The sequence below is a fragment of the Robinsoniella sp. RHS genome (assembly GCF_001029355.1).
GTDB classification, from domain to species: Bacteria; Bacillota; Clostridia; order Lachnospirales; family Lachnospiraceae; genus Robinsoniella; species Robinsoniella peoriensis.
Genome location: NZ_JNGB01000081.1, coordinates 14,704 through 40,469 on the forward strand (window position 1 = coordinate 14,704; position 25,766 = coordinate 40,469).

General features: G+C 38.4%; 18 protein-coding genes. 1 reads left to right on the top strand and 17 read right to left on the bottom strand.

The genetic code is table 11. The features are described from left to right. Positions 1–18: 18 nt before the first annotated feature. Positions 19–717 (bottom strand): response regulator, encoded by a 699-nt coding sequence (locus RHS_RS21820; protein ID WP_047834364.1) that lies wholly within the window; start codon positions 715–717, stop codon positions 19–21. A 619-nt stretch (positions 718–1,336) separates the two neighbouring features. On the opposite strand from RHS_RS21820, the gene RHS_RS21825 reads away from it, so the two are divergent. Continuing rightward, on the top strand, positions 1,337–4,177 hold the full coding sequence (locus tag RHS_RS21825) for an N-acetylmuramoyl-L-alanine amidase family protein (protein ID WP_047834365.1): 2,841 nt from the start codon (positions 1,337–1,339) through the stop codon (positions 4,175–4,177). Between the two features lie 68 nt (positions 4,178–4,245). On the opposite strand, the gene RHS_RS21830 is transcribed toward RHS_RS21825, so the two are convergent. From RHS_RS21830 to RHS_RS21900, 16 genes are all read right to left on the bottom strand, one after another. Beyond that, complete coding sequence (locus tag RHS_RS21830) at positions 4,246–11,391, bottom strand: leucine-rich repeat protein (protein WP_047834366.1); 7,146 nt, start codon at positions 11,389–11,391, stop codon at positions 4,246–4,248. Between the two features lie 11 nt (positions 11,392–11,402). Beyond that, positions 11,403–11,993, bottom strand: coding sequence for a hypothetical protein (locus tag RHS_RS21835; RefSeq protein WP_047834367.1), 591 nt, complete (start codon positions 11,991–11,993; stop codon positions 11,403–11,405). 11 nt (positions 11,994–12,004) lie between these two features. Next, complete coding sequence (locus RHS_RS21840; protein WP_027296310.1) at positions 12,005–12,340, bottom strand: hypothetical protein; 336 nt, start codon at positions 12,338–12,340, stop codon at positions 12,005–12,007. Positions 12,341–12,526: 186 nt separating this feature from the next. Further along, complete coding sequence (locus RHS_RS21845; protein WP_047834368.1) at positions 12,527–13,651, bottom strand: leucine-rich repeat protein; 1,125 nt, start codon at positions 13,649–13,651, stop codon at positions 12,527–12,529. Positions 13,652–13,677: 26 nt separating this feature from the next. Further along, on the bottom strand, positions 13,678–13,833 hold the full coding sequence (locus RHS_RS31625) for a hypothetical protein (protein ID WP_156043044.1): 156 nt from the start codon (positions 13,831–13,833) through the stop codon (positions 13,678–13,680). Between the two features lie 12 nt (positions 13,834–13,845). Beyond that, the gene (locus RHS_RS21850) at positions 13,846–15,342 is read right to left on the bottom strand and encodes a hypothetical protein (protein WP_395023299.1); all 1,497 of its coding nucleotides are present in this window, start codon (positions 15,340–15,342) and stop codon (positions 13,846–13,848) included. Then, the gene (locus tag RHS_RS21855; RefSeq protein WP_395023301.1) at positions 15,339–16,331 is read right to left on the bottom strand and encodes a CpaF/VirB11 family protein; all 993 of its coding nucleotides are present in this window, start codon (positions 16,329–16,331) and stop codon (positions 15,339–15,341) included. Before RHS_RS21855 ends, RHS_RS21850 begins: the two co-directional genes overlap by 4 nt. 141 nt (positions 16,332–16,472) lie before the next feature. Then, positions 16,473–16,652 carry a hypothetical protein gene (locus tag RHS_RS21860; RefSeq protein WP_044289699.1) on the bottom strand — a complete coding sequence of 60 codons (180 nt, stop codon included), beginning with the start codon at positions 16,650–16,652 and terminating at the stop codon, positions 16,473–16,475. Positions 16,653–16,946: 294 nt separating this feature from the next. Beyond that, positions 16,947–17,693, bottom strand: a complete 747-nt coding sequence (gene truA, locus RHS_RS21865) for a tRNA pseudouridine(38-40) synthase TruA (RefSeq protein WP_027296306.1) — start codon at positions 17,691–17,693, stop codon at positions 16,947–16,949. Positions 17,694–17,803: 110 nt separating this feature from the next. Further along, positions 17,804–18,610 (bottom strand): energy-coupling factor transporter transmembrane component T, encoded by an 807-nt coding sequence (locus tag RHS_RS21870; protein ID WP_027296305.1) that lies wholly within the window; start codon positions 18,608–18,610, stop codon positions 17,804–17,806. A gap of 130 nt (positions 18,611–18,740) precedes the next feature. Next, positions 18,741–19,601, bottom strand: a complete 861-nt coding sequence (locus RHS_RS21875; RefSeq protein WP_027296304.1) for an energy-coupling factor transporter ATPase — start codon at positions 19,599–19,601, stop codon at positions 18,741–18,743. Further along, on the bottom strand, positions 19,592–20,437 hold the full coding sequence (locus tag RHS_RS21880) for an energy-coupling factor transporter ATPase (RefSeq protein ID WP_027296303.1): 846 nt from the start codon (positions 20,435–20,437) through the stop codon (positions 19,592–19,594). The genes RHS_RS21875 and RHS_RS21880 overlap by 10 nt, the downstream gene beginning before the upstream one ends. 275 nt (positions 20,438–20,712) lie before the next feature. After that, positions 20,713–21,744, bottom strand: a complete 1,032-nt coding sequence (locus RHS_RS21885) for a LacI family DNA-binding transcriptional regulator (RefSeq protein WP_047834370.1) — start codon at positions 21,742–21,744, stop codon at positions 20,713–20,715. A 119-nt stretch (positions 21,745–21,863) separates the two neighbouring features. Further along, positions 21,864–23,348, bottom strand: coding sequence for a 4-alpha-glucanotransferase (gene malQ, locus RHS_RS21890; protein ID WP_027296301.1), 1,485 nt, complete (start codon positions 23,346–23,348; stop codon positions 21,864–21,866). Between the two features lie 177 nt (positions 23,349–23,525). Then, a complete protein-coding gene (locus RHS_RS21895) occupies positions 23,526–24,458 on the bottom strand; it encodes an EamA family transporter (protein WP_047834380.1) in 933 nt (310 codons plus the stop codon). Between the two features lie 79 nt (positions 24,459–24,537). Then, positions 24,538–25,692, bottom strand: coding sequence for a 1-propanol dehydrogenase PduQ (locus RHS_RS21900; protein WP_027296299.1), 1,155 nt, complete (start codon positions 25,690–25,692; stop codon positions 24,538–24,540). Between the last annotated feature and the right edge of the window lie 74 nt (positions 25,693–25,766).

Consider the following 25,766-nt stretch of genomic DNA (forward strand, 5'->3'; position numbering starts at 1 on the left):
TTTTTATACTGCCCTCCATCAAATACGGTTAGCCATATAATGGCTCAACTTTTCCCTAAACTCCACGGACTTCTTCTGTGAAAGGGGAATCATACTTCCATCCATCATATGAATATCATAGCCTTTAATCGTCTTGACATAAAACAAATTAACAGAAAAACTTTTATGAGGCATATAAAAACCATACGATTCCATCTTTACTGCCATTGACGTTATACTGCCATGCATCCGTAAAACTCCTGCTTTCGTCCTGATCAGTATTTTCCGGTCAGCATACTCAAAATAATAAATATCCTTCACATTTATCTCATGTACCCCATCTTCCGTCTCTAACCGCAGCATCTGCTCCGGCTCCTCCTCCGCCGTATATGCCACAACCTCTTCCAACTGCCTGTGAATATTTTCCGGGCTTACCGGTTTAATCAGATACGCAAAAGCATGTACTGAGAAAGCATAATTCCGGTAATCATCATATCCTGTTACATAGATAATTTTCACCTTTTTATCGTAGCTTCTTATCTTCTGTGCGGTTTTAATTCCATTGATCCCTTTCATATCGATGTCAAGGAAAATAACATCATATACCTTATGCCCCCTAAGCAATTCTTCCCCGCTCTCATAGGCATCCACCAGACATAACATCCGGAAATTCTTTATATAATCTCTAATCTGCTGAACGATTAATTTCTCATCATCGCAAACAGCTACCTTAAGCATTTTGTATTCCTGCCTTCCATTTTTGTTAATTCCAGTATAATAGCTTCCCTTCAAAGATACAAGAACAAAAGCACAAGATACCGGGACTTTGGATTAACGTATGGCAGAAGAACCTTTCAGGATCACTATGCTATATTGCAGCTATAGAAAATAATATAATTATTAAAATGCATAATCCTAAGGAAGCTAAGCAGGTAAAAATACTTCCGGAAAATCAGCTGAAATTTTTGATAGAAAATGATTGATTACCTTATGTCTTTTCATGTATAATAAAAACAATATAAATATGTTATTTATCCCATTGCACTCCCGCTCACACATTGCAAAGTTGGTAATATCATATTAATAATTAATATCCACAATTTTATTTAGAATGAACCACGTGTATTCGTCTTACATAAGAAAAAGCTTACACAGCTAACTTAATCATATTTGTCTTTTGATCTATTCCTTTTTATCCTTTAGATTTATAAAGGAGTTCTTATTAATATTAAAATCCCACAATAAGATAATATATAGCATATACTGAAGATTTTCTATGCCGTAAAGCATTTTAAATTGTTGTCCATAATATAGATTTGGAAACCGTTCATGGTTTCTGTATGAAGGGAGTAAAATTATGAAAGTCAAGTTATTTACAAAGATCTTAACAATAACTATAACAATCTCATTGGGGATATCCAATATTGCATTTGCTGCTTCTGATCATGTGGAATCAGAAGCGTCCCAAGTGGGGAATCCTATTGAATCAGAAATTCCTGTTGAAATTGACACTGATGAATTTGATGTACCTGTTGAATTTCAAAAACAAATAAACAAGCATCTATCAGAAACAGAAAAAGCATCTTCTGTTTCTGAAATTACCGTTGAAAATGAATTAATTGCAACTGAAGAAGCCGAAATTACAGAATCCTTAACCGAGCCGAATAGCAGTGATAGCAGATCTGATCATGTTAAAACATCAGGGGAATCAGAAAATAATATTCAAGCCTCCTCTGATATTATATTCTCACAATCCGAGCAGCCAGCGCAGGTTGGAGATACTTTCAGTACCACTTTTGGCATATATCAGATTTTAACCGTCGGTGAGAAACCAACTGCTATGCTAATAGATAAAGCCCAGAGTGATCCCAACGGTAACTTTATCTATGGGGATACTTCCAAACCTTGGACTGCAAGTTATAAAAACGTGGAATATTCAGTTACTGAAATTGGTAAAAGTAGTAAATTAACAGGCATTTCCGGTACTATTTCCATTCCAGAAGGTGTTACTTATATTCATAATGGGGCATTGTCAAAAGCTGCCGCCAGAAGGATTGATCTTCCGGCTTCATTGGTGCATTTTGATGAAGATCATACACTCCATAAACTTGAACTCATTACCGTAGCAGAAGGAAACCAATATTACAAAGTAGAAGATGGCGCACTTTTATCCAAAGATGGTACCAGACTAATTCTTTACCCGGCAATGTATCAAAATGACTCCTATACTTCACCGGAAAGTGTTCTCAGTGTAGAAGAAGATGCTTTTTATAATAATGCGTTCTTAAAAACCATTACATTAACTAAGGTTACTACTATTAAGGACTATGCCTTTTACGAAATGCATAGTATTGAAACGATTATGTACCCCAAGACTCTTACCAATCTTAGTCCAAAATATGTTACATTTAATTGCTTCACCCTAAAACAAATATTTGTAGAAAAAGGTAATCCTATACTATATGATGAAAATGGAATTCTATTTTTTAAAAATGAAAATGAATATATGTTAGTAGTATACCCTGCTTCATATCCATTAGATGAATACTGCATTCCATATGGAGTAAAATCTATTTCCAGTTTTGCTTTTAATGGAATAACTCATACAAAACTGATTAATATTCCAGCTACTGTAAATAATATTTACTCTTATGCTTTTGAAGAAACTCAAATCCCCATAGAGTTTATATTACAATTTTCATCTCCAATAAAATTATCACAGAGTGCATTTGATCGTCTTGCCCGTGGCAGCAAATTGTATGTGGAAACTGATAAAATAAAAAATGGTTTTCTTAAAGACTTTTTAACCACTAACATAAATGAAAATGGAGGAACCAAAATAGATACGGAGACCCCCGTTATCGTTGACTATGAGAAAGCCGTATCTCGGATTGAAAATTGGTATCTTTGTAATAATAAAAAATATTACTATGATATAAGCGGAAATTTAGTAGTTGGTTTGCAACAGATTAATCAATACAAATACTATTTCGGTGAAGACCATATAATGAAAACTGGATTCCAAGATGCTGATGGAAAGACATATTATTTTTTCACTGACACTGGAAAAATGTTAACTAACTCTGGAATTGAATCTATTGATAATAAACTTTATTTTATCAAAACTGATCATTCTATTTATAAAGAAGCAGAACTAACTTATGATAATAAGATTTACTACTTAAACACTAATACTGGAGAAATTATATGTGACAGCCTAAGTCATTCCTTTGGTCCTTGGCAAGATACGATTGCCGCGACTTGCACGAAAGGAGGTTCACAATCCCATACTTGCTTAAAGTGTAACCATATAGAAACACGGACTTTATCTAAATTACAACATCAGTTTAATGACTGGATCATATTAACCGAACCAAACTGCACATCACAAGGAATAAAAATGCATACATGTCATTTATGTCATACCAGTGAACAGCAGATTATTAATAAATCATCGCATCGTCCTGGTAAATGGATTATAAACCGACAACCAACTTGTCAGTCAAATGGAAAAAAATTATTAACCTGTAACATATGCACACAACTAATACAGTACGAGGACATCCAACGACTCCCTCACAAATATGGTAATTGGAAAATAAAACGTCAGGCTACTTATGTTCGCACAGGTAGTAAAACCAGAACCTGCAGTATTTGTGGTAAAACAGATCTGACTAATATTCCTAAACTATTACGTAAGAATATCTCAAAAGCGATAACATCCTCCATCAAACAGAGAACCTATAATGGAAGATCACAAAAGCCATCAATTAAGCTTATACTAAACAACAAACTGCTCAAAATGAATGCAGATTATAGCATCAATTATAAAAACAATAAAAAGCCAGGCAAAGCATCGATCATTATCAAGGGAAAAAGAAATTATTATGGAACGAAAAATTTGAATTTCTACATTGCACCAAAAGCTCCTACCATACGCAGCTTAAGCTGTTACAAAAAAAGATCATTATCTTTACGAATAAAAAAAGCATTTTCTTCCAGTGGATATCAATTCACTTATTCACTAAGCAGAACATTTAAAAACAAAAAAACTACTAATTTTAGCGGAACTTCAAAAACGATTAATCATTTATCCTCAAATAAAATTTATTATATTAAAATACGCGCTTACAAAAAAATAGGTAGAAAAAAAATTTTTGGTCCTTATAGCAAAACATCAAAAGTATTAATAAAATAACACTTACTCTTCCCAATATACACAAAAACATCCCGCCCTATCATCGAGCGGGATGTTCTTCACAATTACTATTTATTCATATACTGTTCTTTTATAACCTTTATAGCATATTCAAAATCGTTCTTATTCTTCAATCCCTGCATCAGCTCTTTTATTTTTAGGATCTGTTCATGAGTATAAGTGTTCGTTTCAACAGAAGTTTCATTTTTTAGAATGGCTTTGAGTTCATCTTTATTCCATTTCGAATATTTATCCAGTGTATCCAAATGTTGTAGGGATATAAACCTTACGTATTCAACATTACTTGCTGTTAACTGTGCTGGCTCTAAAACAGTTAGTTTCATAGTTTTCTGCGTTTCTTTACCAAAGCGGTCTTTCACTGAGTAAGTAATAAAATACTCTCCTACATCTTGAATAAGCTCTGGCTGTATGATATTGCTCGATTCATTTTGGATGTATAAAATTTTTACTTTATCCTGAATATTAATATAATTTCCATCTGCATCAGTCAAACCCTGATTCTTTGCTGCATCATCTTCAATATCATTTGCTTTTGCATAATTTTGCAAATCATTCATCATTAATGGTTTTCTTCTAAGCTCTTCTGTTGTCATAAAAAGATTCTCCGGTACTTTTAAAGTTGGATAATTGTTATATAATATTCTAATATCACTTTCTCTTGTTGTGCTATTTCCTGTACTGTCTTCGACCTTGAATGTCAGCTTATGCCTAACTTCTTCATCCTGTATCATTCCCTTTTTATCGTAAGTATCTAAGAAATACTCGTCTGGCATATTCTCAGCAAATATTATATTACTTTGATTAGGTTTGTAACCATTTTGTATCGGAAAATATTCAATACCTACAATTTTTACATTATCATCAAGAAGGTGTGGATAATATTCCATACTTTTGATTTTTATTCCATCTTCCTTGTCAGTGGCACCATTCTCTGATAAATAAATCTCCTCCATCAACTGATCTTTTTTTACAACTTCACCTTCATAAAATTCTAATACTGTAGTCTCTATTATTGGAGCTTCATTCCAAATAGCATTTAAATCCAATTGGTAATCATAGTCAACGTCATTTAAAACTCTTGAAACAGGTTTTCCGTATGCCTTTACTAACGCTGATACAGATACATGTTGAGATTTCTTATTTATAAGATGTTTTTTGCTTGTTATTTTTATATAATTTGGAAAAGTTGTGGCTGGTACCACAATCTGTCCTGGCAGAAAACGAATATCAGATGATTGTTTATTTGATTCTGGGTCCCATCCCGCATATGAATGGCTATTAAACACAAACTCATTCTCCCGCAATGTATAATCAGCCTCTAACGGCACAACATCCCCTGCCATCTTCCCTGTTCCCCCATTCGGCAGATAATTAATCAGAACTCTTTTACCATCCAATAATACCTGATACGGATAGTCCCTATCAACACCGGTCTGATCATCAATCACCATTCCCTTTGCGTCTGCGAATTCTTTCGTATCAGCCTCCAAAGAATACTTTCCTGTTTGCTTTTCTGTATTGAATTTGTAGTTAGCCAATATTCTGCCTTTAAAAGTATCCTCTTCCTTCATGGATGTAATAAAAGCCGCTTCGCACGTATTCTCCACAGTAATGAAATGATTCGGTGTTAAAAATATATCCTGTGTCACATTTGGATTTCCCTTTACATTTAAAATACCATTTTGATATATACTATTACCCATCTCATGAGATCCGGTGACTCCATTGGGAAAGAATTTGGATGTAATTTCTTTGCCGTTATGTAAGATACCCCCGGAATATAGATTAAAGGTTCCTGCATTCTCTAATCCCCTTTTTGTATTTTCTGTGATAGTGCCACCGTTCAAAGTTGCAGTTCCTTCGTTTTTCAACCCTGTTTTTGCAAGCCAGATCTGATTTTCCTCACCCATTGTCATTGTACCAGTGCTTCCATTATAAATTCCAACATCAGAATTACCAGATAATGTACAATTTGCACCGCTAAACATATTTAATTTACCACGGTTATAAATTCCATAGGTGGCGCCACTGTATATACGTGACCTGCCTTTAATGTTTAATCGGTCTGCATTGTAAATTGCGCCGATTGAATTTTGTTTAGATTCTGCCTGTGCCTGAGTAAGTCCACCCGATGCATTTTCAAATTTTTCGAATCCGATTAAAGACCATCCATTACTGGAAGATGAAGCATTCTCCAAATTTACAGTACCTAACATATTAACAATTCCATATCCGCTATTTCCATAGATTCTGCCTCCAGTCATTGTAAAGGATGCAGCAGCATTTCCAAGCCTGATACCTCCACCGGTATTGCCGGCTTTACATTTATTACTATAGATCGTTCCCCCAGTCATTCGGATTGATCCATCATTGTTTATCCCTCCATCACCGGGAGCAGTATTTCCATAAATAGATGCATCATTTAATACCAGTGTATTACCTGACAACACCTGGATACCTCCACCCCAGGAAAGGGCTGTATTATTAGATATAGAACCTGATTTCATCGTATTCACAGGTCCTCCGAAGACAATGCCGCCACCAGTCACTGCTGTATTGCTGTTAATATTATTACTTTCTAATGTAACATTGGCATTGTAATATATTCCACCTCCATTACCTCCTGTAGCTGCATTACCCGTTATCGTTGTATTTGTGAGACTTAATGTCTTCGTATCATGGGTATCGGTATAGATTCCGCCGCCATTCCCAGCGGAAACTTTATTATTTTTTATGGTACCTCCAGATATGGTCAGTTCATTATTTCTTCCGCTAAAGATACCGCCGCCTCCGTTGGCTGCGGTATTTCCATTAATGCCTCCACCAGTCATGGTAAATGTCCCATCATTCCTGACACCTCCGCCTAATCTGCCTGAGCTATTATCTTTAATCTCTCCCCCATTCAATTTGAATATCCCATTGTTTTGCACACCGCCGCCGCCTGATGAAGTATTATTACGAATATATCCTGATGTCATAGTATAGGTACCTAGATTATAAACCCCTGCCCCCGTCCCGTAGTTTTTATTATCATGGATATCTGCGTTCCCCATATTTACGATTCCGGAAACTGTATTGTATACCCCATAAGCAGTGCATCCGTAAATTCCTCCACCATTTATATTTATGTTCTTACTATTGTAAATTCCGGCTTGTGCATTTAAAACCAGAACTTTCTCTATTGACATTTGTCCTGAATTATCTATTGCATGAGTGGACTTCCCTGTTATAACCGGCAAATTTCCTGATGAATTAATCGTACAAATTCCTACATTATTTATATTAAAATTAGTTGTACTAGCTAGACAAATCCATGCATTTGCACTTCCCTGAACGGTGAGATTTCCCTTATTATAGATATTTCCCTCTCCATTATTACTTGGTGTAAAGGAGGTACTGCTTGTCCATGATGAGAATCCCATACCTGCTCCATCTTTCACTTCTACTGTTCCGGCGTCATTATGTATCCCATAGCCGCCAGCATTTCCATATATCCACCCGCCTTTTACAGTCATTTTGGGATTATATGCACCATGCTGTTCAATTCCGGATCCTTTATTGGAAGTATTACCATATATTTTACCATTTGATATGGTTAAGACTGTAGCAACTCCCTGGGTGCCGCCATCATTACATATTCCACCGCCGCTGTTAGCAGCTGCCCGGTTTCCCCCGATCTCGCCCCCGGTAACATTCAGGGTATTTTTATTCATTATACCGCCGCCGTAAGTCGCAGCAATATTATTCAATATCCTTCCGCCATTCATAATTAATCTATTATTGTTATATATAGCGCCGCCACTTGCTGATGCTGTATTTCCCGAAACAGAAGCAGTCCCCTTCATCGTTATTGTACCATCATTATAAATACCGCCACCATAATTTCCTTTATTAGAATTAATTCGGATAGAGTCTGTATCTCCACTTTGTGCATCTAACAAGCAGGTTCTGCCAGTATTATTATAAATTCCACCACCTTTATCTCCCCCTCCATTATTAATAATCTCTACCCGGTTGCCCAGACCAAAGTCCGTTGTAACAATTGCCATATTACCGTTATTCATAACACCTCGTAACGTACAATTTTGTATCACCGTGCCTTTCGTTGAAAAAGGTGAATTTTCCATCATACAGCTATCTTTTTTGGTATTCTCATTTAAAATACCTGTCTTAGCGCCATCAATATTGACACCATAAAGGTATACATAACCTGTAAGTGTATTGCGGATACCATATGATGCATTCCCCCATATTTTAGTTCTATTACCATTTGTATTGCTTGTAATATCCAATGTCCCTTCATTGTGTATGGCTTCATTCCCTGTATGGTAAATCCTACCTGCGGATTCTATCCATACTTCTGATTTGTTGGATATGGATATTCCATAGGACGCATTAGAGGAAACTTTATAAGTGTCCGCATTTGCATATGATGTTAATCCAACATATACTGAACTAATGTCTGCCATAGAGTTATTTATTTGAATACCAATATCATTATTATAGATATATCCGCCGCTAAAATTAGCATATGCATCCTCTTTATTACCACCGTTTGCACCATTTCCATGATTAACCCCAATACCAACGATACAGTTATAAATACTTCCTCCAGTGACTTCTATCGTACCACCATTGGAGTGGACGCCCTGTCCATACTGCATTTTCCGATTTGAACTTTCACAATAAATTTTACCATTTTTAATCAGAATGGTTCCGTAAGATCCAATTCCAAAGGTATTTCCACCGCCGTTTACAGCTGTGATCTCTTTCGTATTCATAATGCTTCCACCATTCAATACTATAGTTGTATTTGGATCTCCATATACGGTATGATAGCGGCTGTTGCGCACAAGAACGTTACTGTTGATTGTAGTTCTAGCCGTTCCCTGAACTATGATATTACTGGAATTGATACAGTTTCCAGTCCCTTTTGACGCACTTGCACCGATATATAGTTTATTATCTGCCACGGATCCGTTGGATGCCAGATGGGTTCCCGTTGCTGCAAATGTTACTTTGCTGTTACCATTTATAATAAATGCAGTAACATTGTTTCCATTGGCAGGCGTGATTGTCCGGTTGCCGCCGGCTGCCCTAATCGTAATATTTTTATTTGTGATAACAACATTTTTTAATGTCATATTTTTGGAAATATTGATAATATCACCACTGCCGGACTGTCTAATTGCAGTTTCCAGTTCTGCCTGTGTTGATGCACTTCTGGTTGTAGCTGCAAAAGGAGAAATAGCATTTTTTAAACCATTGTTTTTATCTACAATAGAAACATTAAATTTGATATTTGCTTCCGGATAATTCTTCTTAATGTAATCGTCATAATAACTTTTGAGATCTTTGTATTTCTTTCCAGATTTATCACTGCGCTTTTTCAGGATATCTTGAATTTCAGAATCCTGTAATTCCTTAGACATCTGCAGGGCATTGTAATACAGGCTTCCAACATAGTTGAGATTACCTCTGGAATCGGTTTTTCCATATGATTGAATTTCAAGCTTTACATAGCTTGGATACTGGAAAAATGCATCTTGATTTATCTTAATTCCTTTACCTTCTGCATCCTTTTCTCTGACCTTAAAACAGTTGTAAAATGCATATCCTTCTATTTTCTGCATAGAACCTGGAAAACTCTCTGCCTGAAGGTTAATATTCTTACTAAACGCTCCCTCTTTGATAACTTCAAGATTGCCGGGAAACCGTACTTTTGAAAGACAGTAATTGTCAGCAAAAGCATATTTACCAATAACTTTTAAAGAATCCGGCAATCGCAGTATCTCTGCATTTAAACAATTACGAAATGTAAAATCACCTATAGCAGTTATTCCTTCTTCTATAATAATAGTTTCAATTTCAGCCTTTATATCATCGATGGGGTTTTGGGTATACATTGATAAATCAGGGAGATTTCCTTTCCCGGTTACCGTAAGTACTCCATCCAGGAATTCACCCCTTATGTTCTCTGAAAATTGAATAAGTTGCTTTTCACTCTTTGTTTGTTTCGAATTGGCTTGTGTGTTCGTTTGCGTTTTGTTTTCTGGATCAGCTTCTGAGAGAGATTCTGAATCAGCTTTTGAATCAGCTTCTAATTTTACTTCTGAATTCGTTTCGGTATTAGATTCTATTTCCTGGCGTTCTGTAACTGTTGTTGTTTCGCTCTCCGACTCAGACTCAGTTTCCTTATGAGACTCATTCACACTCTGCAGCACTTCCAGTCTGTAACTTATTTTTATTCCATATTGCTCAAGTTCTATAAGATAGTCAAAATAGTCATTAACAGTTTCAAACGTCTGATTATATTCCACCTCCAATTGTGATAAAACCTTCCCAGTCTCTTCACTATCCAGCTTTATTGCCAAATCTGCAGCTGCCTTGTATATATTTCCAAATAGTACCCGGCTTCCATTTTCCAAAAAGTATGCTTTATCCGGAGTAAAAACAACTTGATTCCGGCATAAATAGAATGCTTCAGCACCAATTTTAATTTCCTGATCTGTGGCTGTCTTGGTATGATAACAATTGTAAAAAGCTGCTTCGCCTACTGTTTTTAGACTTATGGGGTATTCCGTATTGCTGAGGTTAATCCCATTAAAAAATGCCCCTGCTCCGATCTCTGCCACATTTGCAGGAAAGTTTATTTCTTTTAGGGCTACGTTATAAGCGAAAGAATAATTACCTATGGCAACAAGTGTTTTCGGAAGTTCAACCTTCTCTGCATTAACACAATCAGCAAACACATAATTCCCTATTTCTGTAATACCCTCCCCTACCTGTATGGAGGTTATATTTTTCATAACTTCTTTCAGTGGCGAACTTCCTTTTTCGTAATCAGGTATCTTTCCAGTACCTGTAATGATAAGCTTTCCCTTGTCAAATTCTCCCTTTATTTCATCTGTAAAAATAATTTTCAGAGCATCATCCCCTGTCTGTTCCTTCTTATCTTGTTCCCTCTTATCCTGTTCCCTCTTATCCTGTTCCCTCTTATCCTGTTCCCCCTCCCTATCCCTTTTCTCTGTTGTTTGCGTTTCATTTTCCTTTTCTATTATCTTTTCCTTTTCTGTCACAGATTCAACTGATATCTCCGGTACTCTTTTGTTCACTGCGTAAGCGGTTTCCGGCAAACACATCGCAAATATTAATGTAGCTGCTATAATAATTTTTCCTGGTTTTCTTTTCATAATATAATCCCCTAACTGCATACCGCACGAAATGTCATTTCTCTTGTTACTACGATTTTGCTGAAATCCCCATCCCATGCAGTATCATCTGTTAATTCCCACCGAATCAAATTGGCAGGTTCCGGTTGTGGTGCTGTCAGGCGCCCCTCATGGTAGACCTGTATCTGCCGAAACAGTGACCCATCCTTATTCAAAAATCTGACCTGATAGAACTTGTCATTTGGATCCTGAAACTGCTCAAATATCACTGTTTTCCTTACTGCGATCTTCCCCTCATTCCCGTTAAAATATTTAAAGTGTTCTACGGCCTCTACATCCATACAACCATTTTCAAAGTCTATATTTTTAATATGAATATCAATATCTGCATCACTGGTTATTTGTGCAAATAAATTCCCGGTTAAATCTGCAATCAGTTCGTCCTGATCCCTGATTGGATACGTATGATCCAGATATTTAACTTTCATTGTCTGTTCAATTGCATTGGAAAGACTTTTTTCCAGTTCCGATTTTCTGATATTTCTTCCTGAAACAGTATAAATAATGCTTCCTGTCAAAAGTAAAATCAGGATGCTGATAAATGTAATGATTCCCGCTTTCATATAATCCTCCCTTATCTTGCATAACCACGTATTGAATGTTGTTCATTTGTTATATTTAAAATTCCAATATCGTAGTTATAATTAAGAACAACCTCAGCTGTTTTTTCATAATCCTCTATTTCATAAGGAAGTATTGGTTCAAGAACATAACCTTTATCTGCCGCATCGGTATATAGATTTTCTATTATCTCCTGATTAAAATTACTGGCTTCCAACTCATTTATGATAGATGCATGATAGTCTCTTGCATTAGCGGTATTGATAGATGCCGTAATATATGCGGTTCCTGAAATTGCAAGTAACGCAAAAGTAATGGTAATCATAAAAAATTCAACAATTCCTTTCATATTCTCTCCCTTATCTCTAATTTAGTACGACAATGCCCCCATCACAGCCCACAGAATCTTCACCATTGACAATCCAATTATAACAATTGCGGCTGTCTGACCATATTCTTCTAAGATATCCTTCATAAGTGCCTCCATCTCCAAAACCTTCTTTTATATCATCCCCAGCATGTGTTTTAACGTGATCTATTCCTTTATACCCAAATATCTTACATTAGATCCATTCAACTTTATAATCTCCTGTATTACCATCTCTTTTAAGGTGGAACTATTGATTTCATTTGCAGCATATATTTTCAAAGAAACTCCGCCCGTCTGGCTTGCCGTCAACTCCAGGCAGTCCTGGTAGCTTAACGGATCTGCCTCAATTAACAATTCTCCCCTCAGCTTTACACATCCTGAGAAAGCTTCATCCATGATACTTACGGAAGAAAAGATGGGTCCCATTGAAGTCATTTCGGTGCATCCTTTAAAAGCCTGGCTGATATTTTCCACTGTATTTTCGATGTAACCATATTTTATGGCTTTGCAATTTTGAAAAGTTCCCTGCATTTTGCGGACTCCATAGAACTGCGGAATCACTTCCAGTCTGGAGCATTCACTAAACCAATAACTAACATCCTCTGTTCGGACAGAACGTGCAATCTCACATTCCGTTATCTTATCTGCATAATTTCTCAACCATGGTATCTGTTCTGGACTTCCATAAGCCTTTGCTGCTCCTTCTCCATTAATGGTAAGTACATATCTTTTTGTAAAAGTGCCGCCAGCCTGATAATCGTACTCAAAAATCTTTGCCGACACCGTTTCCGCTGCTTGTCCAATATCCCATTCTTCCAATAATTTTGCTGCCTCCAGACTATCCGGATTATTTACGATTGCTATGGCAAATTTCTTATCTGCAGCAAGCCCCTGGGAATCCTCTGCACGAAACCGAAAAGACATCGTCCCAAACTGAACTGCCCTGATTTCATAATCAGATGTTACCGGTGTCCCATCCTCCAGGTAATACCGGATATGCTCTTTCAGATCATTTCCGTCAGCATCGGTTGCACTTACCACCAGATCTCTGATCAGGATCTTATCCCCAAGTCTTAATTCTGGAGAAGAGAAGACAAACTTTGGCTTTTCTCTTTTTGACAGGCTGCCCAGTTTCAATCTTGTAAACTCATTCCGTACATCCGGATTCGCAGGCTTAAGACTATCCACCATATCCATAAATGCTCCATGAAACAATAAAATCATCATGCTGATAATACCAATTAGGGCAATTATCAGCACTTTCCCATACTCCTGTATAAAAACTTTCATCCCAATGCCTCCCGCGTTAGTTGAAATTATATGGCTGTCCCAGCTATCATGCTGGAAAACCTTCTTGCCAGCACTTCTAAAAATCCACCTTCTTTCAAGCCACTATATAAAAACATTAATATCAGTCCCGCCAAAACAATTGCTATTATGACATATGCATATTCCTCTAAAACTGCTTTCATCTGACACCTCCTCTACATTCCCTGTGTTAAACTAAGTAAAGACATAAGAAAGACTCCCAGGTCCGTCATCATTTTCAGGGATCCCGTTACCATTGGAATCAATACCAACATGCCTGTCCCCGCTGTCTTATCTTCATTTATAATTCTTTCCGACTTATCCAAAAGCCGGTTATTACGCTCCACCATAAATATAATCTGCTTTTTAAAGTCTTCACTTCCTGATTCAGACATGGAATATAACATACGAAGGAAAGACTGAACATCCGGCAAATCAAACTCAGTCATAAATCCCAGATACGGATCAATGGCTGCCGGATTTTTTTCCATTTCACTCACCAGTTTTTGTAAGCTTTCCTGTAGTACATAAGGTGCCCGGTCAACAGACTTTGTTAACGCCACCTGCGGATTGTCCGTTTGTAACAGCAGGGATATCTCCATAATCCATACCGGAAATGCCTTGTCAACTTCCCTTACCATTCTTTTTTTAGCCATCTTAAGTCCCATTCCCGGCTGCATCAGTGCATAAATAACAGCTGATGCTCCAATGATCGTTACGGGGATATTTTGCAGTATGATTCCTGATGCACCTATCATCATGCACAATCCCGCCATTATAAAGGACTTTTTTCTTTCTTTTTTGGGATTATGTTTCATTACACGATCGTAACATCTCTTGATCTCCTCCCGGTTCTCTTCCAGATCGTTTAGCCAGTTCACACTCAGTTTCTTCTGCCCGATATACCAGATGATAATATTGCTGATAATCAACGACATCGTTGCTGCTTGTGATAAACCATTGTGTAAAGTCTGAAAATCCTTTGGGAGCATAAACATGGTCAATCCACAAATCAGAAATGAAAGTGCCAGTGAAATGGTTATTTTCACTTTTAGATTACTTCTGTCCTTCTCCAACTCATATACTCTTTCTATCCACAGCCTTCGGTCTTCCAGTAAAATATCGATTGCTCCGCTGAATTCTCCGCCAAAGCTCTCTACCTTTATTAAGAATTCATGCGCCTGACGCAGTCTGCGGCATCCGTAAGCCTCTTCCATTGCAGAAAATGCATCACGGTATAGATCCCCGCTCTCTTCAAGCGGTTTATTCTGAATGGCGTCCATAACCATCAGAATATGGTCATGCATCTGGCCTTCAGGAAATACAGCCAGAGTATCCTGGAGAGACGAGAGAATCTTTGGTCCTTTACGAAAGGAATACAGTAACTGCTCCAGATAATTTGTCACATCCTGAAATCGCTTCTGCTGATACATATTCTTATACGTATTTAAAATAATAAAAGGGGAGAGAAAAAGAGAAAAAATTGATACAGCCAGAATATAAGGCAATTGTAATTGATAAATCATACTTATGATAAAAATACTGACGAGCGCCAGCAGATAAAATTTCCAAAAACCCAACAGGGAAAAATGATACCCATACCTGTTTACTTCATACACTAAATTTTTGGGGCTGAGCCAGTTACAAATACCCGGTTTTCTTTTCGCACTCACTTCCAATGTTCATACCTCCCTCGTACCCGGAAGGGATCTTCGATATTATCCTGTGTAAATTTTCTCTCAATATTATGAGGAAGTTTACGACTTGTCATTTCGCCATTTTCAGCAAGCATCATAATTTCATTCACCCCTCTAACTTCATTCCTGTTATAGATACAGATTTGTTCGATATATCTCTGTATCACTCCTACATGATTCATTCGCTTTTTTAATAAAATACCCACATTCACAAATGAGTATATGTCATTTTCCATGCGGTTCGCAGCCAGGGAATCTTTCATCATATTCTGAATTCTATCCGGCACTTTGCGAACATCATCTGTATGCAGCGTGGTCAGACAATGGGTACCCGTACTCATTGCTTCCAACAAATATTTCACTTCCGCCGATCTGGCCTCTGACAACATAATCCACTTTGGATTTTGGCGTAGACATGCTTTTATTGCCTTGGTATAATCAAACAATTTTTCATTTACTTTTAGTTCCACCGCATCCTTGCCTGGATTAATATCTGCATAATGAATTTCCAGATTATCCTCAATCGTGATTACTCTTTCATTCGCAGGTACAAATCCAGTCAGATATTTCAACAATTCCGTCTTTCCCGATCCCGGAAGTCCACACATAATAATATTCATATGAGCTTTTACGGCATTTTCTAAAAATGCCATCATCTCTCCCGAACAATATCCTGTTTTCTGCATCAACGGCTCTGTCAGCCGTCTGCAGGGATCTGTTTTACGGATTGATACAGAGCGGCCAGTACTGGCTACACTTTCGTGTATTATTGATATCCGCAGAGTTTTCGTCTCTGCCTCCAGCAGATTTTCATTTTTATTGAAATTTGCGCTGACCGCATTGGACAGACGCATACTGAACTGATTGATAAAATCTGATGTAACTTCGATGTCCTCTGCAAGAAAACGCCCCTTTTCCAGGTGATCTATCCAGGTATCCCTGCCATTATAATTGATGTCTGTCACCAGGTCATCTTTAACATACTTTAAGAAAGGTCCATAATTTTCTTCTTTAAAGGTCCAAAAATCAACTGTATTATTAATACTGCTTCCTCCTTTCTTTCCTTGTTATGCAGGGATCTGAGACGGTCCCTGCAATTAATTGTACTACCAGGGCATTGTTATTTGAGGGGGGCTTGAGATACCGGACTTGGTAATGAAATTTGTGACGGTGGCAGCGACTGCTTCACCGATGTAATGTCCCAGTGGCGTTGCCAGCAAAACCATAATCAGCGCAATAATTGCAACGATAATGATAATACCATATTCCTCCAGAAATGCTTTCATAGGCATATTCCTCCTTTCCATATTTTTATATAGAAAATCCCTATAAAAATCAGAGACTATTCTAGCTTCGTTTATAATTGTGCGATTTATCACACTATTAAAACAACAAGTGTTATCGCTTGTTTCTATAATGATTACTGCTGTTATTTGCGTAAAAATCTTTCTTGTTACAAAATAGGGAAAACCTTTGGCGATATGCCAGAATTTATATCATTTAGATGTATATCCACACTTTAACATAATATATTTATTTTGTCAATAAAAAAGAGTGATGTTTTTAATATTATTAAAACATCACTCTTTGTCTGTGTATTCTATTTTTACCAGAGTCAATCCTTCCGGCCTTGCTGTCTCACCTGCTTTTTTCCGGTCCTTACCTTCCAGAATATCCAATACATACTCCGGTTCAAAGCTGCCATTTCCTACCCGGATTAAGGTACCTGCGATTATTCTTATCATATTGTACAAAAATCCATTCCCTCGAACCCGGATTGTAATCAGATCATCATTCTTTTCAATATCCAGTGAATAAATTGTTCTTACCGTATTGGTTATCTCCGGTTTATGGGTACAAAGCCCGGCGAAATCATGCTCCCCTACCATATAAGCAGCCGCTTTACGCATACGCTCCACATCCAGTGGGATATAATAGAACAGGGAATACAGGCGGCGTATAGGGTCCTGAAACCGTTTATTCAAAATTTTATACTCATATGTTTTCACCGTGTTGCAGAAACGCGGATGAAAATCTTCTGGCACTTCACAGGAATCCTGAATACGGATGTCAGACGGAAGCCTGGTATTCATCGCATAAGAAATCTTATCTGCCGGCATTCTTGCCATTGTATTAAAAACAGCTACATTCCCCAGGGCATGTACTCCGGCATCTGTTCTGCTGGCACCGATTACCTTAATTTCCTCCTGGAGAAGTTCGGAAAGATGATGATTTAATTCATCCTCTATCGTATTCCCATTGGGTTGTACCTGCCAACCGCAATAATTTGTGCCGTCATACGCAACCACTAATTTTACTCGCTTCATGTTCCATGCACCTACTTTTATTTCATATCCAAACTCTCAATATAGTATCAAATTATTTTTCTTTGAAATCAACTGATTATATTTTAATCCCTGAAATCCAGTCCTGCTGTTTACATTTTTACATATAATTTTATCAGTATCATTCCTGCTAAATACACTAAAAGGCATATATACGCTGCATAATCCTGCTTTTTATAAACCAGCGGCTTCATCTTGGTTCTTCCTTCACCGCCATGATAGCCCCGTGCTTCCATAGCCATGGCGAGATCATTCGCTCTTCGAAATGCAGAGATGAATAACGGGACAAGCAATGGAACCAGGTTCTTTGCCTTTTGAATCAAATTCCCATTTTCAAAGTCAGCGCCCCGGGCCATCTGGGCTTTCATTATTTTATCCGTTTCTTCTAACAAAATCGGGATAAAACGAAGTGCGATAGACATCATCATCGCTACTTCATGTACCGGTACATGCAATTTATTCAGGGGACGGAGCCCCTTTTCCATACCGTCTGTCAGCTGGTTCGGTGTTGTAGTCAAAGTCATGACCGATGATCCTATAATTAAAAATGCCAGCCTCAGCGCCATAAATATTGCCGTTTCTATTCCTTCCCGGGTAATGGTAAACTTCCATATTGTCAAAACCGGGGTTCCGCCTGTTAAGAAAAGGTTAAAAACAACCGTGATCATCAGAAGAATCATAATCGTCTTCAGACCTTTTACCATAAATTTAAAAGGTACTTTAGACATTTTTATCACGACACCCAGGCAGACAGCAGCAAATGCATAAGCAATAAAAGACCGGACGATAAATAAAGATACAATAAATACAATCGTACCGACTAATTTAGTCCTGGGATCAAGACGGTGAATGGGAGATTTCACCGGATAATATTGTCCTAATGTAATATCTCTTATCATATTTATAACCATTGCATATTGCAGGACCGCCTGCAATACTGCCACAAATAAAACAGGTTGAAAGAATCACAGTGTGGCTTCCTTTCCATTTCTCATTTTTCTTTCAGCCTTTCAACATCTTCACCATGCATTATTGCATTTTTCTGCCTTTCATGGCTTTTAAGATGGCATCCCTTGCCTCTTCTACCGTGGTAGCGCTGGTATCAATATTCCATCCTTTGTTCTCAAGGGCCTTTACAGCATAAGTTACCTGCGGCGCCGCCAATCCAATTGCTTCTAACTCTTTATAATGCTGGAAGACATGCTTTGGCTTGCCATCAAACATGACTTTTCCTTTGTTCATAACGATAATACGCTCCACATAGCGCGCAACATCTTCCATACTATGTGATACCAGAACAACCGTTATTTTTCTCTCCCTATGGAGTTTTGCTATCTGATCCAGAATATCATCCCGTCCTTTGGGATCCAGACCAGCAGTAGGCTCGTCTAAAATCAACATTTTCGGCTGCATCGCGAGAATTCCGGCAATAGCCACTCTTCTCTTTTGTCCACCGGACAATTCAAATGGAGATTTCTTATAGTACTTTTCCTTAAGTCCTACCTGCTGAAGCGCCTCTAATGCCCTCGCTTCTGTCTCTTCCTTTGACAATCCCTGATTTTTAGGACCAAAACAGACATCGGTAAATACATCAATTTCAAACAGCTGGTGCTCCGGGTACTGGAAAACCAGTCCTACCTGATTTCTGAGACTGCGCATATCATACCCGTCCTGATAGATGTCTTCCCCGTCATAATAGATCTTACCGGATGTCCCTTTAACAAGGCCATTCAAATGCTGGATCAATGTGGATTTACCTGATCCGGTATGACCGATAATCCCGATAAACTGTTCATCTGGAATCTCCAGATTAATATTATCCAGAGCCTTCTTTTCAAATGCTGTACCTTCACTGTACACATAACTTAAATTTTCTATTTTCATCGACATAGTTCATTCACCAACTCATCTACACTTAAAATACCTTCCGGCAGATCTGCACCTGCCTTTTTTAACTCATGAGCCAACAGCGTTACCTGAGGAACATCCAGACGATATTTTTTCAGGGTTTCCACCTGTGAGAAAATTTCTTTGGGCGTTCCCTGCATTACAACTCTGCCCTCATCCATCACAATAACTTTATCGGCATGTACCACTTCTTCCATATAGTGGGTGATCAGAATTACCGTCACCTCTTCTACCTGATTTAAAGCTCTTACGGTACGGATTACTTCTTTTCTGCCGGTTGGGTCTAGCATAGCAGTTGGCTCATCCAGAACAATACACTTTGGATGCATCGCCACGACACCTGCAATGGCAACGCGCTGCTTTTGTCCGCCGGAAAGTTTATTCGGAGATGCTTCCCGATATTCCCACATGCCGACTGCTTTCAGACTCTCCTCAACCCGTTCCCAGATTTCCTTGGACTCCACTCCCATATTTTCCGGTCCGAACCCAACATCTTCTTCCACTACCGTTCCTATAATCTGATTATCCGGATTCTGGAATACCATGCCTGCAGTCTGCCGTATCTCCCACACCTTGTTATCATCCCGGGTATCCATCCCATCCACATACAGCGTTCCTTCCGTAGGTATCAGAATCGCGTTCAAATGCTTTGCCAGGGTAGACTTTCCAGAGCCATTATGACCCAATATTGCAATAAAATCCCCTTTTTTCACATCCAGATCCACATGATCAATCGCTCTTTGGGTAGATTCTACATTTCCGTCTTCCCCATATTTAAAATATTCATATACAAGCTTACTTGCTTTTATAATTCCCATATTGTCACCTGTTTTAGTTTAATCGTTAACAATTATAATCTTTGTATATTGTATATGATTTAATGATTTTTTACAAGGACTTTCGCGCCCAGAATTTCTAAAATGATTCTATATATTTTCTAAAATAAAAAAGCAATGGATGAATAGCGCCCCTTTCGAACAATTCTCTAAAATGAAAATTAAAAGAGAGTGCATAAGTTCGAAGAAACTTTTTTCACTCTCTTTTAATCACAATATTTTACACTCCCATATCCTGCAGATACTTTATCTCATTCTCACACTATCCTTTTTACGGATTTTCCCTCTATTAGTTCTCCATCAAATACTCTCTGCTGTTCCCGTGCACCGTTTAAGATCACATCAAAGAGCATTTTTATCGTAGCTTCTGCCATTTCCTCTACCGGCTGTTTTATTGTTGTGACAGACGGATGATAATAAGCCGCCATTTCCAGACCGTCAAATCCCGCTACCGAATAGTTCTCCGGCACACTCTTTCCAGCATCAAAAATAGCCTTGCAGCATCCAATTGCAATACTGTCAGAAATTGCAAAGATAGCCGTAAAATCTTTTCCTGATTCCAGCAGTTCCTTCGTAACTGCATAACCGTTTTCCATTGAATAACTATCCACATCGTCCTTCATCCGGGCTACATAGGATTCATCGTATTCAATACCATGTTCCTCCAGCGCCCTTCTGTACCCCTCCAGCCGGAGCCTTCCAATACTCTCATCATCCTCACCGGATGCGATTATAGCAATTTTACGGTGTCCCTGCTCAATCAGGTAACTTACCATCTTGGCACTTTCCTTTACATCATCCACGTAGACACTGGAATACTTTTCACTGCCGGATTGGTCCCGCAGACCGATTGTACTGAGTACAAAGGGAACTGGAATCTGCTCCAGCTTCTCTCTGGAATGGGAAAAATGACCGCCTAAAAATACAATTCCATTCAATCTTTTTTCCTTTTCCAGGCGGATTGCAACATCCACCTCATCCTGGTGGTCATCCACATGCTGCAGGACAAATGTATATTTTTTCTCCTGAATTTCCTGCTCAAATATTTTGATCATTTTGCTGAAAAACGGGTTCGTAATCCCCTTAATTAATACTGCAATTGCCTTTGCATCTGCACGCTTTAAATTCCTTGCGCTGTTGTTGGGGACATAATGATAATCCTTAATCACTTCCATGATTTTCTGCTTCGTTTCTTCATTAATATCCGGATGATTATTCATCGCCCTGGACACCGTACTCACACCAACACCGCATAACTTTGCTATATCCTTAATCGTAATAGTTTCCATTGATCTTCCTCTTCCCACTATCTAATAGTAAAAGTATATCAACTGATGAATAAAAATACAAGAAAAATAAGATGTAATGCAGTACTATCCTCTGCTCCGGTTTTATCTATCCCATTGTCTTACTCACTTCTGCCAAATAAAACACAAAGTTTTCTGATTTTGCTAATCAATTCTTCATCAAAATCTTCATCGGTTAAACGCCAGGTCCAATTATCACCTAAAGTAGACGGCGTATTAATTCTGGCATCGGAATCCAGATAAAGATAATCCTGTACCGGTATTACCGCCAGCATTGCCACACTGGAAAGTGCCAAACGAATGAACTCCCAGTGAATTTCTTCATCGCTTCTGCCATACAGATTCATATATTCTTTAGCAAGCTCCCGGTCTTCCTCTGCCATTTCATAATACCAGGTTCTCAGTGTCTGGTTATCGTGGGTACCGGTATAAACCACACAGTTCTTGTCATAGTTATGAGGCAGGTAATTACTTGGTTCCCTGGAATCAAATGCAAATTCCAGCACTTTCATCCCCGGGAATCCGCTCTCTTCCACCATCTGTATAACACTTGGAGTTAAATATCCGAGATCTTCCGCAATCACCCGCATTTCCCCTAACTGCTTCCTTAACTGCCTGAACAGATCCAGTCCCGGACCCTTTTTCCAACATCCATTTTCTGCAGTCTTATTTCCATAAGGAATCGCGTAATATTCATCAAATCCCCGGAAATGATCTACCCTCACAATGTCGTAAAGGCGGAAACACCGTTCCATACGTTTTGCCCACCATACATATCCGGTCTCTTTGTGATATTCCCATTTATACAGAGGATTCCCCCACAACTGGCCTGTAGCTGAAAATCCATCCGGAGGGCACCCAGCTACATCGATGGGCAGATTCTCATCATCAAACTGAAATAAATCCGGACGCGCCCAGGTATCTGCGCTGTCAAATGCTACATAAATGGGAATGTCTCCAATAATCTCCACACCGCTTTGATTTGCGTATTTCTTTAATGCATACCATTGTTCCTGGAACTTAAACTGCTGAAAGCGGAAAAAATTAATTTCATCTTCATACAGATTCCTGTACTTTTCCATTGCCTCCGGTTTACGAAGCCGGATATCCTCATCCCAATGGTCCCAGCTGACTCCGTCAAAATGATTTTTTACTGCCATATACAGGCAATAATCATCCAGCCATTCCTCATTCTCTGCTAAGAATTTCTGGTAATCCTGATTTCCTTCTAATTCACAGTGCTCGTATGCTTTCCGTAAAAGGAGAAATCGGGAGTCATAGATCTTTCCATAATCAATATGTCTTCTATTTGTACCAAAATCAAAAGACTTACATTCTTTTTCACTTAACAATCCTTCTTCCACCAGCTGGTCCAGATCAATGAAATATGGATTTCCAGCATAGGTAGAAAATGACTGGTATGGTGAATCCCCATAACCCGTAGGACCTAGAGGAAGAATCTGCCAGAACTTCTGGCCTGCCGCCTTTAATATATCTACAAAATCATATGCGCTTTTTGAAAATGTGCCAATTCCATACTTAGATGGAAGGCTGGCTATCGGTAATAACATTCCACTGGCTCTCATATAAGTGCCTCCTCTGTTCTTCTTTATCTGTTTCCGGTAACGTTATCGGTACCGTTTCCAATTCTATAATTATCATAGCACAGATATACACGGCTGGCAACTCCAATTCTCCTGATTTTTTGCATTTCAGAAAAACGCATAAGTTACAGCCCTGTATTCTGTGCACATTTACTTTAACTACTTTATCTTACGCCTGTTAACGACTATAATTCCGGCACTGACGAGAATCAATGCCCCAAGATTTCTCAGGGTAAAGGCATTCTCCTGAAGGAAAATTGCAGATAAAAACACTCCAAACACCGGAATCATAAATCCATAGATCGCTACCTTTCCCACGGGATTATATTTCAGCAGAATCGTCCATATGGAAAATGCTGCAGAGGATATAAATGCCATATATAAAAGCAGAAGTAACCCGGATGCAGAGAATCCGATGACAATCTTTCCACCGCTTAAAAATCCTATACCAATTAACAGAGCACCTCCAGATAAGAGCTGCAATGCAGTAATCAAAATGGGATCTTCTTTTTGCGCAAGCCGCTTTGACCACAAAGAAGCCACAGAATATGCCAATGCAGAAATCATCAAAAATCCTTCCCCCTGAATTGAAAAAGATGTATCCCATCCACTCAGGGAAAAATTAGTAAGAATGACTCCTCCAAACCCAAGAAGACACCCCACACATTTTTGAATATTCAGCTTCTCACTTTTCATAAAAAAATGAGCCAGCAATATGGTAAAAAAGGAATTCGACGCACTAATGATTGATCCTTTTACACCGGTGGTATTCGCAACTCCGATATAGAAAAAAATGTACTGTATCGTGGTCTGTACCACACCCAGTCCCAATATTCCGGGTATCATTTTCCGAACCGGAACCGGGAATCTTTTCTTTAGTATCCATACAAAAACAAACGTCATGATCCCTGCAAGGAAAAATCGATAGCCCGCAAATAAAATTTTTGATCCAATATCCTCTGCAGCTATCTGAAAGATCTCATATCCCGATTTCACACAGGGATACGCACTTCCCCACAAAGCAGTGCTGATCACGGCAAGTATTCCTACTATCCAGGGATTTGTCAAATAATGACCCGCATCTTTTTTCATATTCTCTCCAAAAAACAGAGCCAGACACAAGATCATCTCTGAAAAATGCTCTTGTGCGGCCCTATTTCGTATCTATTTATTAATTTACATCCCAGAGACGTTCGTAGATATCCATAATATCATCTTTGGTTGGAACTCTTGGATTGGTTGGTGTACAGGCATCCGCTAAAGCTGCATCCGCCATAGCCGGAATTGCTGCAAAATATTCTTCTTTTGTGCATTTTCCAGTCTGTGCAATACAAAGCGGAATATCCATTTCTCTTAACATGAACTGTACCCAGGCTACCAATGCTCTAATGGTAGTGATTGTATTAAAGTTCTGAAGTCCTAAGATTCTTGCGATCGTTACGTATTTTTTAACCTGTTTCGGGTATTCCTTCTGACTTCTGCTGTGTTTGCTTATGTAACTGTTATATTGAATAATAAATGGCAGCAGCATTGCATTCGCACGTCCATGAGGAATATGGAATCTTGCACCCAGCTGATGTGCCATACTGTGATTAATCCCCAGCGAAGCGGAGTTAAATGCAAGTCCTGCAAGACAAGATGCAATATGCATTTTCTTTCTGGCATGTGTGTCGCTTCCATCCAGGTAAGCACGTAATAAGAAGCTGCCGCAGATTTCAATTGCTTTTTCGGATAATGCTGCTGCAAATTCCTGATTTTCGGTACTTACATATGCTTCTAACGCATGGGTAAATACATCCATTCCGGTATCTGCTGTGATTGCAGGCGGAACACTTCTGGTCAGCTCTGCATCTAAAATCGCTTCGGTTGGAAGCAGGCTTTCGGAAACCAGTGGATATTTAATCTGTTCTACCGGGTCGGAAATGACAGAAAATGACGTTACTTCAGAGCCTGTACCACTTGTAGTAGGTATTGCAATTAAAGCCATTTCTTCTTTTGCACCAAGCTTTGTAGCAAACTCACGCATACCTTTTGCGGAATCAATCGCGGAACCACCGCCTACTGCAACAATTGCTTCCGGCTGATATTCCAACAGTGCTTTTACGCCTAAAACTACTTTTTCAATCGGCGGATCCGGCACTACATCTTTGTATATGGAATATTCTTTCCCACTCTTGTCCAATCGTCTTGTTACCAGTTCGATCATACCGCTCTGGACTACAAACGGATCTGTTATAATCATTATTTTCTGATATGGAATATCTGTCAAACGGTCTAATGCATTGTCACCGAAATATATCTTCGTCTTAATATCAAAACTATTCATGATTCCCGTCCCTTCTTTATCACTTTTTTGTCATTGTTAACATATTAACATTAATATACCACATTTATTTGGGA

What these genes read in the sequence shown, in the direction of transcription:
- RHS_RS21820 (WP_047834364.1), bottom strand. Translation starts at nt 717, where the DNA reads ATGCTTAAGGTAGCTGTTTGCGATGATGAGAAATTAATCGTTCAGCAG.
- RHS_RS21825 (WP_047834365.1), top strand. Translation starts at nt 1,337, where the DNA reads ATGAAAGTCAAGTTATTTACAAAGATCTTAACAATAACTATAACAATC.
- RHS_RS21830 (WP_047834366.1), bottom strand. Translation starts at nt 11,391, where the DNA reads ATGAAAAGAAAACCAGGAAAAATTATTATAGCAGCTACATTAATATTT.
- RHS_RS21835 (WP_047834367.1), bottom strand. Translation starts at nt 11,993, where the DNA reads ATGAAAGCGGGAATCATTACATTTATCAGCATCCTGATTTTACTTTTG.
- RHS_RS21840 (WP_027296310.1), bottom strand. Translation starts at nt 12,340, where the DNA reads ATGAAAGGAATTGTTGAATTTTTTATGATTACCATTACTTTTGCGTTA.
- RHS_RS21845 (WP_047834368.1), bottom strand. Translation starts at nt 13,651, where the DNA reads ATGAAAGTTTTTATACAGGAGTATGGGAAAGTGCTGATAATTGCCCTA.
- RHS_RS31625 (WP_156043044.1), bottom strand. Translation starts at nt 13,833, where the DNA reads ATGAAAGCAGTTTTAGAGGAATATGCATATGTCATAATAGCAATTGTT.
- RHS_RS21860 (WP_044289699.1), bottom strand. Translation starts at nt 16,652, where the DNA reads ATGAAAGCATTTCTGGAGGAATATGGTATTATCATTATCGTTGCAATT.
- truA (WP_027296306.1), bottom strand. Translation starts at nt 17,693, where the DNA reads ATGAAGCGAGTAAAATTAGTGGTTGCGTATGACGGCACAAATTATTGC.
- RHS_RS21870 (WP_027296305.1), bottom strand. Translation starts at nt 18,610, where the DNA reads ATGATAAGAGATATTACATTAGGACAATATTATCCGGTGAAATCTCCC.
- RHS_RS21875 (WP_027296304.1), bottom strand. Translation starts at nt 19,601, where the DNA reads ATGTCGATGAAAATAGAAAATTTAAGTTATGTGTACAGTGAAGGTACA.
- RHS_RS21880 (WP_027296303.1), bottom strand. Translation starts at nt 20,437, where the DNA reads ATGGGAATTATAAAAGCAAGTAAGCTTGTATATGAATATTTTAAATAT.
- RHS_RS21885 (WP_047834370.1), bottom strand. Translation starts at nt 21,744, where the DNA reads ATGGAAACTATTACGATTAAGGATATAGCAAAGTTATGCGGTGTTGGT.
- malQ (WP_027296301.1), bottom strand. Translation starts at nt 23,348, where the DNA reads ATGAGAGCCAGTGGAATGTTATTACCGATAGCCAGCCTTCCATCTAAG.
- RHS_RS21895 (WP_047834380.1), bottom strand. Translation starts at nt 24,458, where the DNA reads ATGAAAAAAGATGCGGGTCATTATTTGACAAATCCCTGGATAGTAGGA.
- RHS_RS21900 (WP_027296299.1), bottom strand. Translation starts at nt 25,692, where the DNA reads ATGAATAGTTTTGATATTAAGACGAAGATATATTTCGGTGACAATGCA.